The organism is Kistimonas asteriae, from assembly GCF_018263925.1.
GTDB classification, from domain to species: domain Bacteria; phylum Pseudomonadota; class Gammaproteobacteria; order Pseudomonadales; family Endozoicomonadaceae; genus Kistimonas; species Kistimonas asteriae.
In genome coordinates this window covers 122,515-138,576 of record NZ_JAEVHF010000003.1, presented here as the reverse complement: position 1 = coordinate 138,576, position 16,062 = coordinate 122,515, and the positions used below count along the sequence as shown (strand labels likewise).

16 protein-coding genes are annotated in these 16,062 nt (G+C 51.4%); 9 read left to right on the top strand and 7 right to left on the bottom strand.

Annotation, left to right across the window (positions count from 1 at the left end; translation table 11 throughout):
* Positions 1-160: 160 nt before the first annotated feature.
* The 3 genes from KHS78_RS05035 (at position 161) to KHS78_RS05025 (ending at position 2,186) form a co-directional block, all read left to right on the top strand.
* Positions 161-1,426 carry a YihY family inner membrane protein gene (locus KHS78_RS05035; RefSeq protein ID WP_211825756.1) on the top strand — a complete coding sequence of 422 codons (1,266 nt, stop codon included), beginning with the start codon at positions 161-163 and terminating at the stop codon, positions 1,424-1,426.
* 85 nt (positions 1,427-1,511) lie between these two features.
* A complete protein-coding gene (locus KHS78_RS05030) occupies positions 1,512-1,895 on the top strand; it encodes a TlpA family protein disulfide reductase (protein ID WP_211825754.1) in 384 nt (127 codons plus the stop codon).
* Between the two features lie 18 nt (positions 1,896-1,913).
* A complete protein-coding gene (locus tag KHS78_RS05025; protein ID WP_211825753.1) occupies positions 1,914-2,186 on the top strand; it encodes an acylphosphatase in 273 nt (90 codons plus the stop codon).
* 12 nt (positions 2,187-2,198) lie between these two features.
* On the opposite strand, the gene KHS78_RS05020 is transcribed toward KHS78_RS05025, so the two are convergent.
* Together KHS78_RS05020 and KHS78_RS05015 are read right to left on the bottom strand one after the other, a co-directional pair.
* Positions 2,199-2,783: a lytic transglycosylase domain-containing protein gene (locus tag KHS78_RS05020; RefSeq protein ID WP_343216873.1), complete on the bottom strand. Its 585-nt coding sequence runs from the start codon at positions 2,781-2,783 to the stop codon at positions 2,199-2,201.
* A gap of 22 nt (positions 2,784-2,805) precedes the next feature.
* Positions 2,806-4,524, bottom strand: coding sequence for a proline--tRNA ligase (locus KHS78_RS05015; protein ID WP_211825752.1), 1,719 nt, complete (start codon positions 4,522-4,524; stop codon positions 2,806-2,808).
* A gap of 259 nt (positions 4,525-4,783) precedes the next feature.
* Between KHS78_RS05015 and KHS78_RS05010 the strand changes: the two genes are divergently transcribed.
* The 3 genes from KHS78_RS05010 to KHS78_RS05000 all read left to right on the top strand — a co-directional run bounded on the left by KHS78_RS05010 (position 4,784) and on the right by KHS78_RS05000 (position 5,889).
* On the top strand, positions 4,784-5,161 hold the full coding sequence (locus KHS78_RS05010; RefSeq protein WP_211825751.1) for a PaaI family thioesterase: 378 nt from the start codon (positions 4,784-4,786) through the stop codon (positions 5,159-5,161).
* A 74-nt stretch (positions 5,162-5,235) separates the two neighbouring features.
* Positions 5,236-5,676, top strand: coding sequence for an HIT domain-containing protein (locus KHS78_RS05005; RefSeq protein WP_211825750.1), 441 nt, complete (start codon positions 5,236-5,238; stop codon positions 5,674-5,676).
* A 15-nt stretch (positions 5,677-5,691) separates the two neighbouring features.
* Positions 5,692-5,889 (top strand): SlyX family protein, encoded by a 198-nt coding sequence (locus KHS78_RS05000; RefSeq protein ID WP_211825748.1) that lies wholly within the window; start codon positions 5,692-5,694, stop codon positions 5,887-5,889.
* A gap of 33 nt (positions 5,890-5,922) precedes the next feature.
* Here the strand turns inward: KHS78_RS05000 and KHS78_RS22545 are convergent, their stop codons facing one another.
* Positions 5,923-6,564 (bottom strand): cold-shock protein, encoded by a 642-nt coding sequence (locus KHS78_RS22545; protein WP_343216872.1) that lies wholly within the window; start codon positions 6,562-6,564, stop codon positions 5,923-5,925.
* A gap of 496 nt (positions 6,565-7,060) precedes the next feature.
* Here KHS78_RS22545 and KHS78_RS04990 point away from each other — a divergent pair, with 496 nt between their 5' ends.
* On the top strand, positions 7,061-7,399 hold the full coding sequence (locus tag KHS78_RS04990; protein ID WP_211825747.1) for an HU family DNA-binding protein: 339 nt from the start codon (positions 7,061-7,063) through the stop codon (positions 7,397-7,399).
* A gap of 58 nt (positions 7,400-7,457) precedes the next feature.
* Here KHS78_RS04990 and KHS78_RS04985 read toward each other — a convergent pair whose 3' ends face one another.
* The 4 genes from KHS78_RS04985 to KHS78_RS04970 form a co-directional block, all read right to left on the bottom strand.
* Positions 7,458-8,300: an SDR family NAD(P)-dependent oxidoreductase gene (locus tag KHS78_RS04985; RefSeq protein ID WP_211825744.1), complete on the bottom strand. Its 843-nt coding sequence runs from the start codon at positions 8,298-8,300 to the stop codon at positions 7,458-7,460.
* A 190-nt stretch (positions 8,301-8,490) separates the two neighbouring features.
* Complete coding sequence (locus tag KHS78_RS04980) at positions 8,491-9,858, bottom strand: OprD family outer membrane porin (RefSeq protein WP_211825741.1); 1,368 nt, start codon at positions 9,856-9,858, stop codon at positions 8,491-8,493.
* A 342-nt stretch (positions 9,859-10,200) separates the two neighbouring features.
* The gene (locus KHS78_RS04975; protein WP_211825739.1) at positions 10,201-11,496 is read right to left on the bottom strand and encodes an OprD family porin; all 1,296 of its coding nucleotides are present in this window, start codon (positions 11,494-11,496) and stop codon (positions 10,201-10,203) included.
* Between the two features lie 467 nt (positions 11,497-11,963).
* Positions 11,964-13,313: an OprD family outer membrane porin gene (locus tag KHS78_RS04970; protein ID WP_211825737.1), complete on the bottom strand. Its 1,350-nt coding sequence runs from the start codon at positions 13,311-13,313 to the stop codon at positions 11,964-11,966.
* A gap of 519 nt (positions 13,314-13,832) precedes the next feature.
* Between KHS78_RS04970 and KHS78_RS04965 the strand changes: the two genes are divergently transcribed.
* Positions 13,833-14,105: an FmdB family zinc ribbon protein gene (locus tag KHS78_RS04965; protein WP_211825736.1), complete on the top strand. Its 273-nt coding sequence runs from the start codon at positions 13,833-13,835 to the stop codon at positions 14,103-14,105.
* A 95-nt stretch (positions 14,106-14,200) separates the two neighbouring features.
* Entirely contained in the window at positions 14,201-15,985 is a 1,785-nt protein-coding gene (gene aspS / locus KHS78_RS04960; RefSeq protein ID WP_211825735.1) for an aspartate--tRNA ligase, read from the top strand.
* Positions 15,986-16,062 lie beyond the last annotated feature (77 nt).

The following is a 16,062-nucleotide window of genomic DNA, read 5'->3' as shown; positions in this document are numbered from 1 at the left end:
GTTTTGAAATGGCAAAAAAGGTGTGTAACGTATTGATTTATATATGATGAATTTGCTGTTTTTACTTCGTTGAAAATTGTAGAAAAAACTGTAAAAACAAGCGGTTGAGAGCGTAAAAGTATATGCTACTGACAGAAAGGATTAAGGGGTACAGTCAATCATGTTCGTCAGAATGCCCGGGCCGGATGCCTTGAAGCGGCTCGCCATGGATGTGTCGCGTCGTTTTTTGGATGATGGCTGCACTAATCATGCGGCAGCGTTGACCTATACAACGCTATTCGCCATCGTGCCGATGCTGACCGTTACGTACAGTATGCTCTCTGCCATTCCCTCGTTTCAGGGAACGGGAGAGCGTATTCAGGAATTTGTATTCGCCTATTTCATGCCGTCAGCTGGTGAGGCGGTGAGTAACTGGTTGTCAGAATTTTCCCGTCAGGCGCGCAATCTCACAGTACTGGGTATGGCTTTCCTGCTGGTCACGGCGCTGATGATGCTGCGTACCATTGATGTGGCCATTAACCGGATTTTCCGGACCACAGCCAGACGCCGCCCTGTTACCAGCTTTCTGCTGTATTGGGCAATATTGACGCTGGGGCCGTTGTTACTGGGTTTGGGGTTTGTTACCACGTCGTACATTACGACGATGAAAATGTTGGCAGACGCTTATGCCATGATTGGGGCTGAGCGCTGGTTTCTGCGGGTATTACCGTTCCTGTTGAGTACTGCAGCATTTACCTTGTTGTATATGGCGGTGCCAAACCGGCGGGTGAGACTTAAATATGCAGTGATAGGTGGTTTGGTCACGGCTTTTCTGTTTGAAGTGGCTAAAGGCGGTTTCACGCTGTTTCTGTCCATGTCGCCGACCTATGAATTTATCTATGGTGCGTTTGCCGCCGTGCCTATTTTCCTTGTCTGGATCTACCTGAGCTGGTTGCTGGTTTTGTTAGGTGCTGTCATTGTTCACAGTCTGGCTTGTGTTCAGCCGGTCGGGAATGGTTTGTCTCTGCCGCCGGGCTTGGCCATTCTGGCGATTCTCTCTGTCTTTGAGCGGCGGTTTGCCAAGGGTAAGCCAGCGGGACTGATTCATGTTCACGCCGCGGGGTGGCGATTAGGACAGGATACCTGGGATGCCTGCACGGAGTGGCTGTTGAAGGAACAGCTGATCTGCACTAGCAGCCGGGGCGGGATGATACTGGCGCAGTCTCCGTCATCTATTGAGACGGCCGAGCTGCAGGAACGTTTTCCCTGGCCGTTACCCAGCCGAGAAATGCTGAATCAGCTTATGAGTGACCAATGGCCGGCGTGGTTTGCCCGATTATTGGAGCGTCTTTCGGAGGTGCAGCGGGAACAGACTGCTATTCTGTCCGGTGACCTTGAGACGCTGTTTCGAGGTGAGGCATCCGAGGCGGATTGTAAGAAACCGTAATCATTTCGGTGGGGGTATCGTGAAAACCACGCTTAACTGTTTAATCTTGGGTGCTTTACTGGTTCTCTCTGGTTGTCGAGACTCCGTGCATAGTGATTTTAAAGGCAATGCGTTACTGCTTAAGGATGGTCGAAATCAGTGGGTTGCAGTGAACTATTGGGCGGAGTGGTGTGACCCCTGCCGGGAGGAAATACCGGAATTGAATGCCCTTCATGAGGCGGAAAATGGAATACGGGTCTGGGGCGTAGACTTTGATGGATCATCCTCTCAGGATGAATTGGCCAACAAAGTTGGCAGGATGGCGATTGGTTTTCCGGTATTAAGCAAGGAGACTATTGCCGCCCTGGAGCTTAAGCAGCCTCCCGTACTACCGGCTACCTATATTCTGGATGCTGACGGTAATCTCAGAAAAAGGTTGGTGGGTCCTCAGACACGAGAAGGGTTGGAAGCCGCAATCGCTGAGCTGTAATTCCCGGAGAAGATGAGTATGACGATGGTCTGTAGACGTGCCCTGGTCGACGGTAAGGTACAGGGCGTCTGGTTTCGTGGTTCTACCCGTGAGCAGGCGCTTACACTCGGTATCACCGGGTATGCGAAAAACCTGCCGGACGGGCGGGTGGAAGTTATGATGAGTGGTCGTGAAAGTGATATTGAGATGTTATCGGTATGGCTAAAGAAAGGGCCGCCGCTGGCAGTTGTTAAGTCATTGGATATCGCTGCGGTAGATCTGCAACAATTCCCAAGTTTTGAGGTGTGTTGATAGTAGGATTCATTATCTGACCAGCCAGTGACGTTCCCAGTTTATCATCACCCGCTCCGGATACCAGGTTTTACCCAGGCTGCCGTTGTATCGGGCCAGTGCGCGTGTCAGGTTGCCTTTTTCCTTGTCCAGATAATAACTGAGAATCGTGCAGCCATAACGCAGGTTGGTGGCAACCTGGGTCAGGTTGTCATCTTCCCGGCCGATTTCGTTCTTCCAGAAAGGCATCACTTGCATTAATCCCTGAGCGCCGACCCTTGAGATAGCAAACTGGTTAAAGGCGCTTTCCGTTTGAATGACCGAAAGGACCAGTTCTGGCTGAAGACCTGCCAGGGTTGCTTCGGTATGGATCAGACGAAGTAGATTGAGACGTTCTTCATCCGATGCGATGAATTGCTCCAACCGTGAGGACATATCGACCAGCCATACTTCTGCGTCAAATCGGTCAGCAAAACTATCAGACTGGTTAATGGTGGCTTGCAGGATATCCCTGAGTTCGTAATCAATAGAAGAGGTTGTCCCTGATGGCAGGGCTTTGGGAGCCGCCATCAGGGACATGGTTAGCAGGAGTGATGTCAGGACGCGTTGTTTTCGCACCTTATCGTTCCTGTTGGTTGGATTAACGCAGAACGCGATTTTTGAGCATGTTGACCACGTCGCTAATATTAACGTGTTCAACATCACCACCACTGCGCTGCTTGTATTCCAGGGTGCCGCTTTCCAGACCGCGATCGCTGATGACCAGGCGGTGAGGGATACCGATCAGTTCCATGTCAGCAAATTTGACACCGGGGCTGGCCTTGCGGTCATCTACCAGAACATCAAAGCCGGCAGCGGTCAGTTCGGCGTACAGCTTTTCTGTCTGCTCACGAACCTGTTCGGATTTTTCAATTTTCAGCGGTACCAGGGCGATCTGGAAAGGCGCCAGAGATTCTGGCCAGATGATGCCGCGATCATCGTTGTTCTGCTCAATCGCTGCAGCGACGACCCGGGAGACACCGATGCCATAGCAACCCATGGCCATTACCACGGCTTTGCCGTTTTCGTCGAGCACGGTGGCGTTCATGGATTCGCTGTACTTGGTGCCCAGCTGGAAGATATGACCGACTTCAATGCCACGCTTGATAAACAGCTTGCCGTTACCGTCCGGGCTGTCGTCACCTTCGACGACGTTGCGGAGATCGGCTTCACGGGTGTAGTGGCAGTCACGTTCCCAGTTGAGGCCAAAGTAGTGCTTGCCATCAATGTTGGCGCCAGCACCAAAGTCATTCATCTGGGCGACAGTGCGGTCAACAATGCAGGGAATGGTCATGTTGACCGGGCCCAGTGAGCCGGGGCCGGCATTCATGATCGGACGAATCTGATCTTCCGTTGCAAACTGTAGAGGGGAGGCGACTTCTGGTAGGTGTTCCGCCTTCACTTCATTCAGCTCATGATCACCACGCACCAGCAGGGCGACAAAATCGGCTTCGCAGGCGTCGGATGCTGCAACGATCAGGGTCTTGATGGTCTTTTCAATGGGCAGGTCGAACTGGTTCACCAGGTCCGCAATGGTTTTGGCGTCTGGTGTATCAACCACATGCATATCCATTGTCGGTGCAGGGCGGTTGGCTGTCGGTGCGATAGCCTCTGCTTTTTCAATGTTGGCGGCGTAACTGCCACTGTCGCTGAAAACAATGTCGTCTTCGCCGGATTCTGCCAGGACGTGGAATTCGTGGGAGCCGCTGCCGCCGATGGCGCCGCTGTCTGCTTCGACGGCGCGGTAGTCCAGGCCCAGACGATCAAAAATACGGCAGTAGGTGGCGTACATGTTCTGGTACTCACCCTTCAGGCTGTCGCTGCTGGTATGGAATGAGTAAGCATCTTTCATCAGGAATTCGCGACCGCGCATCACGCCAAAACGGGGACGTGTCTCGTCGCGGAACTTGGTCTGAATCTGGTAGAGGTTGAGGGGCAGCTGTTTGTAGCTACTGACCTCATTGCGCACCATGTCCGTGATGACTTCTTCATGGGTTGGGCCAAGCACGAAGTCGCGCTGATGACGATCCTTGAAGCGGAGCAGTTCCGGGCCGAACTGATCCCAGCGACCGGTCTCCTGCCAGAGTTCGGCATTCTGGACCATGGGCATCAGGACTTCCTGGGCGCCGGAGCGGTCCATTTCTTCCCGAACAATATTTTCAACCTTACGCAGGACGCGCAGGCCCAAGGGCAACCAGGTATACATACCGGCCGCCAGTTTGCGGATCATGCCGGCACGCAGCATGAGCTGATGGCTGATAACCACCGCATCTGCGGGGGTCTCTTTCAGGGTGGGGATCAGATACTGACTGGTACGCATGGATCGTAGGATTCTTTAATCAGCAAAAACCACAAGTGTACGAGGCCTATCCGCTTCGGCCAAGCCGCGATTGCCGTATTATGAGAAAAAAACGGTATGTTAGGGAATGGTGACGGTAAATGACGGGGTCATTGGGTAAAAGAGAACGGTATAATTGCCATCATAGGGCATCACAGCAATCGCGCAGCAGGATAATAAAGTGGATAAAGCCGGGTTGTCAGTAGAAGATGTTCAACACCTCCTCAGTCATGGAATTCCCATGTCTGAAGGAATGGGCGTCATCGTCGATGGTTTGCCGGAGGGCGGTGCAGTGCTCCGTGTGCCTTATTCGGATTCGCTTGTGCGTCCGGGGGGAACAATATCCGGTCCTGTCATGATGGCGCTGGCCGATGCGGCGATGTATGCCGCGATTTTGGGCAGGCTGGGGGCGGTTATTATGGCGGTCACGGCTAACCTCAATATTCACTTTCTTCACCGACCGGGCAAGAGTGATCTGATCGCCAATGCGAAGATATTGAAGTTGGGCAAACGGTTGGCGGTGTGTGAAGTGGCGCTTTACTCTGTCGGTCAGTCAGAGGTGGTGGCTCAGGTCTCTGGCAGTTACTCTTTACCGCCGGAAGCGGGTTCTGGTGGATAAAATCGGTTTTGTCGTATAGTGATTTAATGATCTGCGACGTATCTTGGTTCCAGTAGGGTAACGAGGACGAGCTAATGACCGATGAGATAGCAGAATTTTCGCTGGCCCAGCAGCTGGCTGATGATACGGTGGTAATCGGTGACTTTCCCCTGTGCCGTTTGTTGTTGATGAACGACAGCCATTATCCCTGGTTTATCCTGGTGCCCAGGATTGCCGGGGTAGAGGAGGTCTATCAGTTGACGGAAGAGGATCAACGGCAGCTGATGTGGGAAATGGCGTATGTGTCGGAAAAGCTGAAAGATATTTTTTCAGCGGACAAAATGAATGTGGCCGCCCTCGGGAATATGGTGCGTCAGCTGCATGTGCATGTTGTGGTGCGTCATGAAGGGGATGCCGCCTGGCCCTCACCGGTTTGGGGGAAAGTCCCGGCAACGGCCTATACTGCAGAAGCCATAGAGGATATTCGCGCCAAGCTGGCCGTGGTTTTTACCACATGGCTTAAATTTATTGACTAGCCGGAGCAGGGCTTCATGAGTAATGAATTGCTTGAAGTTCAGACTCAGCTGAGCTTTCAGGAAGACAGCTTACAGACCTTGAACGATGTTGTGACACGTCAGCAGAAGGATATTGAACGCCTGACGCTGGAAATAGGGCGGTTGCGTGAACAGTTCCAGACCCTGGTGACCATGCAGCTGGAAGAGCAAGAAGAACCACCACCACACTATTGAAAAAAATGCCGGTGAATACCGGCATTTTTTTATTCAGTGAGCTGGAGCTGATATCACATCTTCAGCCTGAAGCCCTTTCTCTTTCTTGGTGACAATGAACTCCACCCGTTGCCCTTCGGCGAGTGTTCGATGACCTTCTCCGCGAATGGCTCGATAGTGGACGAAGACATCCTCACCCTGGTCACGAGTGATAAAACCGAAGCCCTTGGAAATATTGAACCACTTTACGGTGCCGGTTTCACGATCCGAAGTATCGACAATCAGTCGTGTTTTAGGGTTGAGGGCTCGCAGATTACATAAAAGGTGAGCCGCGAGGCCTGCAAGCAGTGCGCTTAAAGGAAGTAATGCAATATTTAAGTCGCCAGGCATTTGTGGAAGACGCCCAAACGTTACAGATGCTGCTGACAACCCTGACAGGATGATCAGTACGCTACCAGTCATCTGCAGTAAACGACGACTGCCATGCAAGGCGACCAGATACGTGCCTAGCAACAGATTGGCAGTTGCTGTGACCAGCAGCAGAATATTGTTACTGTCCAATAGAATATCGATTACGGTCTGATTGGGGTAGACGTCAGGGTATAGACGCGTCAGCAATGTATAACTGGTCAGGTAACCCGTAATGAGTACCAAACCCAGCAGGGTGTGTAGAAATTTCAAGTGTTTGAGATACATGTCCTTTGTGTTCATCCTATTTATAGGTGTTACAGTCTTGTTAATCGTGATGAAACCAAATGGTTACTGCATGTTGGCTGTCGTAAGTCCCGAGCCGATACGCCTTGGGTCAGGTTATGCTTCTAAAACTGATCATCATACAGCCATGCGTCTAATGTAACCTGAGCGCGCAGTCACGAGCAAATTATGCAGAAGTATTGTCGTATATATAGCTGATAAATCGATGAAACCTGCGAAAACTGGGAAAAAAGTAGATTTACTGGCCAAAAAATACTCGCATGGTCTAAATGCATCGTTTATATTGATTTCGTACCCAGTTATTTCTGTTCGCTTTCATGGTGTTGTTTTTTAGCACTCTGTCGTTTGATTTGAAAGATGACGATATGATTGGTACACCTGTATTTGTCCTCGGGTTTGCTGTCAGTGATGGGTTGTTGCGGGAGTGTAAAGCGGAATTTCGTTTAGTGTTAGGAAGACATGCCTGGAGACGATCGTTATGGCAGCCAAAAAAAACGCAATCAAAGAAAAATACAGTAAAACACAGATTCTGGCTGATATTGCCGAGAATACCGGTCTCACAAAACGAGACGTTTCAGCCGTACTGGAGGAGCTAACCGATCTGGTTGAGCGTCATGTTAAGAAAAGAGGTTGCGGTGAATTTACCCTGCCGGGACTTCTCAAAATTGTGACGATTAAAAAGCCTGCTCGGAAAGCCCGAAAAAATGTACCTAACCCATTCAAGCCCGGAGAGCTTATGGATGTTGCGGCTAAACCTGCTTCTATACAGGTGAAAGTCAGGCCGCTCAAAAAGCTCAAGGAGTTTGCCTCCAGCTGACCCTCTGATTGATGCCACGCCGCTTATGTTTTTACTAGTAGCGTGGCAATATCCCCGCCTAAGTTGTTTTGAGTCGCTGTCTTTGTTGTTTTCCCTTCAATCCTAATCTCAATAGTTTGTCGTAGCTATTGGGAAGCAGTCGTTGCATCCAATCGATAGCACGGGCATCTGGCCCGATCAGTATGCGCTTTTTATTTTTTAGGATGCCTTTGAGAATGGTGCTGGCCGCTTTTTCCGCGGTAGTCATGGCTATATTGGCAAATTCACTGGATGCGTCCTGTTGATTGGTAATACCATCTGGGCCTTCAAAATAGCGTGCATTTTTGACGATGTTCGTCTTGATGCCGCCGGGGTAGATGCAGGATACATTGATTGGGGTTTCGTGGAGTTCTTGATGCAGTGATTCAGTGAGGCCACGAACTGCAAATTTGCTGGCATTGTAAGCGCTCTGGGTGGGTACGCCAATCATGCCGAAGACGCTGGATATATTCACGATATGGGCGTCAGGGCTTTTTTCGAGCAGGGGAAGGAATACCTTGCAACCGAAGACAACCCCTTTGAAATTGACATTCATCAGCCAGTCAAGATTCTCAAGCGACATATCGCTGAAGGGTTGGCATAGCGCTACGCCAGCATTGTTGATGAGAATATCGACATGCTTGTACGTCGCCATGGTTTTTGCTTTCAGTTGTTCCCACTGTTGAAGAGAGGCGACATCGAGGGTTTCCAGTAAGAGCTCGCCAGTATTTGGCAGTAATGTGGCGGTTTCTTGCAGGGCTGCATTATTGATATCTGTCAGAATCAGTTTGCAGTCTTGGTTAGCCAGCTGGATGGCGAGTGCCCGGCCAATACCGGAACCGGCACCGGTGATGAGGGTAATTTTGTTGTTGAGTGCTTGCATTGTTATTATTGTTTTCTCGACTGTTGTGGGTTTGGTTCTTGTGTCGACGCGTTACCATACCGCTTTAAGCTATTTCATTGTGGAAAATCTTCAAGGGCAGAGATGCCTTCTTTTTATGTCATAAGAGGCACGTTTAGGCGTTTATAATGCAGGCAGCTACATAAGCCTGCCTGCCTAGGGAAGGTTTATTTCACAGAAGAGCAATGGTGTAATCAACAATTAGACGGTTTTCATTCAGGCTATCAGTGCCATAGGTTCTGAATGTGGCGTTACGAAGCGTAATGGTGAGGCCTTTGAGGGCGCCATCTTGAAACGCGTAGCTGAGATCGGTATCACGTTCCCATTCATGACGTGTTTTTTTCGTGCTGCCAGCCTGCTCATGGTATTCGCCTTTAACATAGCGAGTCATAAAGTTGAAGCCGGGTAGACCTAAGTTGCTAAAGTCATAATCGACTTTGGCCATCCAAGATTTTTCATCCTTGTTGTTGAAATCCCAATACTGAACAGCATTCCATGTCATCAGGCCGTTATCATCAGACCCTCCCCAGAGGTAATCGTAAAAATCGCCATCAACCTTTTGGTATGAGATAGCGAATTTCAGATCGCTGACGCGGAGTTGGGCAACAAGATTCCAGAGCTTGCTGTCCCACTCTTTCAGCTTGCCATTATGTTCAACTTTTTCCAGGTATTTACCATCGCCTTTGCCTTTGTAGTAATAACCATCAAACAGAATGCTGGTGTCTTCGCTGATGTTCAGGGTGTAATAAGCATTCAGATAGTCCATTTTCTTGTAGTCTTTGGCCTTGGCAAGTTGCACATCAAGACCATAGCCTTCACCGGTATCAAAACGTGCACCGATGGAGTTAATCTTCCAGTCACCTTCTTTCCCTTCAGTAACGGTTGTTCCGCTGTATGTATAGGAAGGGCCTTTGTATTTATGAAAACCACTTTGAGTTTTAGTGGATGCTTTATCGGAACTGAAACCATAAAGTGTGAAAGCGTCCCAGTTGATATCAGCATAGATTGCTTGTGTGGTTGAGGGGGTTACGCGGGAATCACTGTCATTTAACAGGCCGGTATCCATGAACATGCGGCCTGCATTAATATGAGCATTGAGGGACTCATCGCCAAAACGGGTTTTCAGGAAAACCTGGCCTAGTTTATCGTAGCTTTTTTGTTTCGCTTCAACATACTTGACGCCATCTCTTTCCTTGATGTCTTTCTCGGTGGCAGTCCTTAATGCGCCTGATCCCCACTTGTCATCTTTCCCAACTAATTTGAGTGATCCGTACCACGCGGCATCAATGCCAATGAGATCCATAAAATAGCCAGATTCAACATTGAGGCGAACACCCTGTGCCCAAGACTCTCGAATATCCGGTAACCGCTGGGCCGGTGTAGCATCGTTCCACTGCTTGCTTTTAAAGTCCCGATTGAAATAAAAGTTACGCAATTCCAGGTTGACGCCAGTGTCGTCCATCATTTTGGCGAAGGAGTCACCGACATAGCCTTCTGCCTGGGCTTCCGCCGCAATCATGAGTCCTGAGGAAATTGCCATGGAAATGGCGGCTGCCAGTGAGGATCTGTGTAAAGCCATTACTCCGCTGCTCCAGTCGGTCTCTTGTCCGGTACCCGGCCTCTAAGCGCCCTTGCTGAGGCGTTGTTGTCTGCCGGGGGTCAAGCCTCCTTTCCTGAAGTCACTGACCGGCCTCCGCCGGTTTTGCCACTATTGGCGTCAGTACCCGTAAATGAGTGTGTGTAATGAATTAGTCAAGAAAACGTAATTATGCAAATTGAAGGCGGGAGATTTACGATGAGTGGTAGCGGTTTTTTCGTGTGCTGATGATAGTAAAACGCCACTCTTAGGTGGGGTGGCGTTTTACTGAGGGCTGATGGCGTATTAGAAGACTTCGTATGTGTAAGTCAGGTAAACACGGTTGATGTTGGTGTTGTACATGCCGCCCAGTGCATCGTCGCGGCCGGTCGCGTAATCACCGCTGGTGCGGTAAGCAGTGTGAAAGTAAACCAGAGACAGGCCGTCCAGTTTGCCAGAGAAGTTGTAGCTGACGTTAGCGCCAACTTCTTTCTGGTTGAAGTTCTCAAAGTCCTTGGCGTCTTTGCCCTTGGCGTACCAGACATTGACGCCCAGGCCAGGAACGTAGTCAGCGAAGTCGTAACCGGCTTTCACTACGTAAGCTTTTTCGTCTTCGTAGTTGTAACCCATCTCCAGATCCAGGGAAGAGTTGAAGCTGCCGTGGTCGTTAGAGAAAAGCTTGTTGTCGTAGTCGCCATCCTTGGTCTTGTTGTAGCCAACACCGACATAGGCATTGCCAATGTTCAGGGTGGCGTTAAGGTTGTTGTAAGAGGATTCGTAGTTGCCGTTGGCATCTAAGAAAGCGGTGTCATACAGCTTGCCGTCTTTTTCGACCTTGCCGTAGCGTGCGTCGAAATCAACAGAAACATTCTCGCTGACCGGCAGGGTGTAATACACCTTGGCGATGGTCTTCTTCAGGTAGTCCTGGGATTTGGCTTGTTCTAATACACCGCCAAGACCGTTCCACTCGTAGCCAGCGCCGTAGATCATGACATCGTCAATGGTCTGGCCGTTGCTGTTCTTGAGATCGTCTTTAAAGGTTGACTGGTTACGAGCACTGAAGGCATCGATGCGGGTTGCATACAGGTTCAGTCCGTGGATATTGGATACCACGTCAGCACCGAAGGAGGAGGCGTTCAGGATACGGGAGCCACTGTCGCTGTAGGATTGCAGGTCACGCTTCTTCTGGCCGTAGGTGCCGTACACATTCAGGTCTTCGCCACCGAATTTGGCTTTCAGGTAAGCCTGCTGCACACCGGCGATATCGTCCAGGTGGCCGTTGCTGCCACCACCGGGCAGGTTGGTGCCGGAAAACTTGTCATCGCTGTTGATGTCGCGCGCCATGCCGACCTGGAAATCGAAGCCGATGATGTCAGCGAAGTAGCCGGATTTGTAGTCGGCAATCAGGGCGTGAACAAATTCGTCCTGCGCATCCTTGTATTTTCCCTGATTGTTTTTGTTTTCCTGATCCCATTTGTACATCTTGTATGTCAACGTCAGGCTACTGTCGTCAACCAGCTGCTCAAAGCTGGCCTGAGCCGCCGTTGCTGCCGTAGCAGCCATTACCGCCGCGCCCAGGGCGGATAATTTCAATGCGCGCATTTGTCCTACCTACTCCAAAATGGTGTTCTAACGGTCTTACGTTGGCAGGTCGGATTTACCCCAATCCGCCTGCCTGGTAGAAGCTGCACCAGGGCTGCTCGCCTGATCGGCAATAACAGGCATTGTTGTTGTATGCATCACAGCATTGCCGGGCGGAATCGTTTATGCAGACGCAGCTGGATACAGGCAGGCTGCAACTCAGCGATGAGTTGTGCTGATAGCAATTGTCCCGGGTTCTGGTTTTCACTGGACGAATGAGGGAAAACAGAGGGCGAACGCAAGGAAAACGACAGATTGCAGCCTGTGCTTCATGGTACTTGAGTCTATCAATAGGCATATTGAAGCGTATGTAGTGACAAGCACCTATGCCTTGTAGGGATATTCGAGGTGTGACTGATTGGGGGAGGCAAGATGTAAAAACGCCACCCGAAGGTGGCGTTTCATTGTGTTGACTGACCGTGAGGGTATTAGAATACGCTCAGGGTGTAGTCTACGTAGACACGCATGTTGTTGGTGCGTTCGTCGTCGGCTCCCTGGTAACCTTTGGATTTCCAGTAGCCATTTTCCACGCTGACGCTCAGACCTTTCAGAGCGCCTTCCTGGAAGGCGTAACCTACAACTGCGTCAATTTCAGTTTCTTTGTCAAACCCGTTGGCTGCTGCGGTTACTTTGTCAATGCTGCTACCGCGAGTGTAGGTCAGACCGGTATACAGGCCAGGCATGCCGAAGTCTGCGAAGTTGTACTCTGCACCAACCTGCCAGACTTTTTCGCCATCGTAGTAGAAGTCAGAGACTTGGCGAGAAGTCCAGAAGTTACCGCCGCCGTATTCGTTGTCGGCCATCCAGTATTCGAAGGCACCTGCTTGACCAGTTTCGCCTTCTGCGTCAACCGTTGTGTAAGACAGGCTCAGAGTCAGGTTGTCGATTGACAGGGCGGCGTTCAGGTTGGTCAGATTGGCGTCATCCTTAAAGGCGCCGGTGCTGGCACCGTTACCATTCCAAGCCTTGCCGTCTTCCTTCGCTCTGTAGTGCTGACCATCGATCAACAGGCTCATGCCGTCACTGAGATCAAAGGTATAAGCAGCGTTGTAGTATTGGATCTTGATGTAGTCTTCGCCGCGAGCATATTCGGCATTCAGGTCTACACCCGCCAGGTTGTAGGTCGCACCGATGGAGTAGATGCTGTCAACGGTAACGGCATTTCCGTTGGCGTCGTCCTTGCCTTGGAAGTCATCGTAGCTTTGCGAGGTACGGTGAGAAATCTGGTCAGCATAAGCGCCGTAAAGGCCCAGGCCGTAGATGTTGGAATCGAAGCCGTAGCCACGGAAGGAGCTGGGTACCAAGCGGGAGCCAGAGCTGGCTACCAGGATGGTGTCATGCTTCATGTAACCCGCTTTGGCTTCGACGTTCAGATCGTCGTCGCCAAACTTGGCTTTCAGATAAGCCTGACCCAATTTGCCGAAGCCGTTGGAGTCACCATTGGAGCCTCTGCGCAGCAACTGGTCGCCACCACCTTGAAGGCCGGTTTGCTCATTGCTGCTGTCCAGCTTCATGCTGCCATACAGGGAGGCGTCAAAACCAATCATGCCGAATGCATAACCGGAGGTGTAGTTAACTTCGACACCTTGCGCCCAGTCGTGCCAGTCTGTCCCTTCACCGTTATTTCGTGCGGTATTGTTTTCATCAAAATACGCATTACGCAGTTTGATATCCAGAGTGCTGTCATCAATAAATTGATCAAAGCTAGCCTGAGCTGCGGTAGCCGCAGTCGCAGCGATAACAGCCGCGCCCAGCGCGGACAGTTTAAATGCTCGCATTGTGTTACCTACTCCACATGGTGTTGTATTGCTTCTTGTTGCCAGCCGGATATGCCCCTATCCGACAGGCTAAAGCAGTTCTGCAAGTGAGAATGCGACGTGTCTGTGCTGGTGGCGTGCATTGGTGTTGTTAATGCGAACCAGGCACTGACGACGTTTCGTCTGGCATTCTCTGTCTACAGGTTGGCCGCAGTATATCTGTCCGTGTTGCCGATAAACCTTGCCATATGTCAAGGTTTTGCCTGTCATTGTAAGTGTCCTGTGACAGCCTTTAATCGGAAACCGTATCCGGTACGACCGTATTGCATGGTACAAAAGTCTAACAATGCGGTACTTTCTGCGTATGTAGGTGGTAGTACCTATTTACGATTGTTTTTTTATCTACGAAGTCGGTTGAGCCGGGCGCCAGCCGTCCGGTCAAAGAATAGTGGTCCTGCGCATGGCTGTTTGGGCTGGCATTACGTTATAATCCCGCGTTTCGTTCCGTTTTGAGTTCGGAGTTCGGAGTTCGCGCCATTTATGCCGATCTATGAATACCTTTGCCAATCCTGTGGCGATACCCGTGAGGCTATTCAGAAATTCAGTAACAGCCCGCTGACCGATTGCCCTGCCTGTGGGGAGTCTGCCCTGAGGAAGCTGTTGTCCGCCCCGTCGTTCCGTCTTAAGGGCGGCGGCTGGTACGAGACGGACTTCAAGGGCAAAAAGGCAAAGAATGTCGCGACCAGCGACAATCATTGCCCGAGCAAGGACACCAAGAGCGGCTGCGGTGGTTGTTCAGCAACCAGCGACTGAACTCGGGGCAGTGGCTTGTCCATTGTCGGTGAGAGCATTGCACACCTGTCCATCATGGACAGGCCAGATAACGATTTGAAGACTGAGGTTTGAGTATGCGCAGCCATTATTGCGGCGATCTGAACGCCTCCCATGAGGGGCAGGAAGTCACACTGTGTGGATGGGTCCATCGCCGCCGTGACCATGGCGGTGTCATTTTCCTGGATCTGCGTGATCGGGAAGGGATTGCCCAGGTGGTGTTTGACCCCGATACTGTGGACGCCTTTGCCCTGGCAGACCGCGCCCGTAGTGAGTTTGTCCTGAAGGTGACCGGTAAAGTCCGCCTGCGTCCGGAAGGTACCGTCAACCCGAACATGAAGACCGGTGAGATTGAGGTGCTGGGCAAGCAGCTGGAAATCCTGAACAGCGCGTTGACCCCGCCGTTCCAGCTGGACGAGTACACCGACGTGGGTGAAGATATCCGCCTGAAGTACCGCTATGTGGATCTGCGCCGTCCGGATATGCAGCAGAAGCTGGTGTTCCGCTCCAAGGTGACCAGCGCTATCCGTAACTACCTGGACGGCAACGGCTTTCTCGATATCGAAACCCCGATCCTGACTCGCGCTACCCCTGAAGGTGCCCGTGACTACCTGGTGCCGAGCCGTACTCATCAGGGTGAATTCTTTGCCCTGCCGCAGTCCCCCCAGCTGTTCAAGCAGTTGCTGATGGTGTCCGGTTTCGATCGTTACTACCAGGTTGCCAAGTGCTTCCGTGACGAAGACCTGCGTGCGGATCGTCAGCCAGAATTTACCCAGATCGATATCGAAACTTCTTTCCTTGGGGAAGAAGAGATTATGGGTCTGACTGAAGGTATGGTTCGCAAGCTGTTCAGTGACCTGATGAATGTCGAGTTTGATGCGTTCCCGCGCATGACCTATGCCGACGCCATGCGTCGCTTTGGCTCCGACAAGCCTGACCTGCGTATCCCGCTGGAGCTGGTGGACATCGCTGACCTGATGGAAACCGTTGATTTCAAGGTGTTCAAAGGGCCGGCCAGCGATCCGAAGGGGCGTGTTACGGCATTGAAAGTACCCGGTGGCGCGAGCCTGAGCCGTAAGCAGATTGATGAATACACCAAGTACGTTGGCATCTACGGTGCGAAAGGATTGGCCTGGATCAAGGTCAATGCCATTGAGAAGGGTGTAGAAGAAGGTCTGCAGTCGCCGATCATCAAGTTCCTGGGTGATGACGTGACTATGAAGATCATGGAGCGCCTGGATGCGCAGAATGGCGATATCGTCTTCTTCGGTGCTGACAAAGGTACAGTGGTTAGCGAAGCCCTTGGCGCACTGCGCTGCAAGCTGGGTGAAGACCTGAACCTGTATACCTGTGAATGGGCGCCCATGTGGGTGGTTGACTTCCCGATGTTCGAGGAAGATGGCAAGGGCGGTCTGACCGCGCTGCATCACCCCTTTACCGCGCCCAGCTGCACACCGGAAGAGCTGGAAGCTGCGCCGGCCGACGCATTGTCCCGCGCCTACGATATGGTGCTGAATGGTGTTGAGCTGGGGGGTGGTTCTGTCCGTATTCACAATGAATCGATGCAGCAGGTGGTATTCCGTGTGCTGGGTATCGGAGAAGAAGAGCAGCGTGAGAAGTTTGGCTTCCTGCTCGATGCCCTGAAGTTTGGTGCGCCGCCGCACGGTGGTTTGGCCTTTGGTCTGGATCGTCTGGTGATGCTGATGACCGGTGCGGATTCCATCCGTGAAGTCATTGCCTTCCCGAAAACCCAGTCAGCCGCCTGTCAGATGACCCAGGCGCCGGGTACTGTGGAAGAGCAGCAGCTGCGTGACCTGAATATCCGTATTCGCAGGGATCCTGCTTCCGCCACCAGTCATTGATTGAGCTGACTCCGGTTGCCTGCTGGCTGCAGGTAGCCGGCCATCACGTTATACGACAAGCTGTTTTCAATAATTCA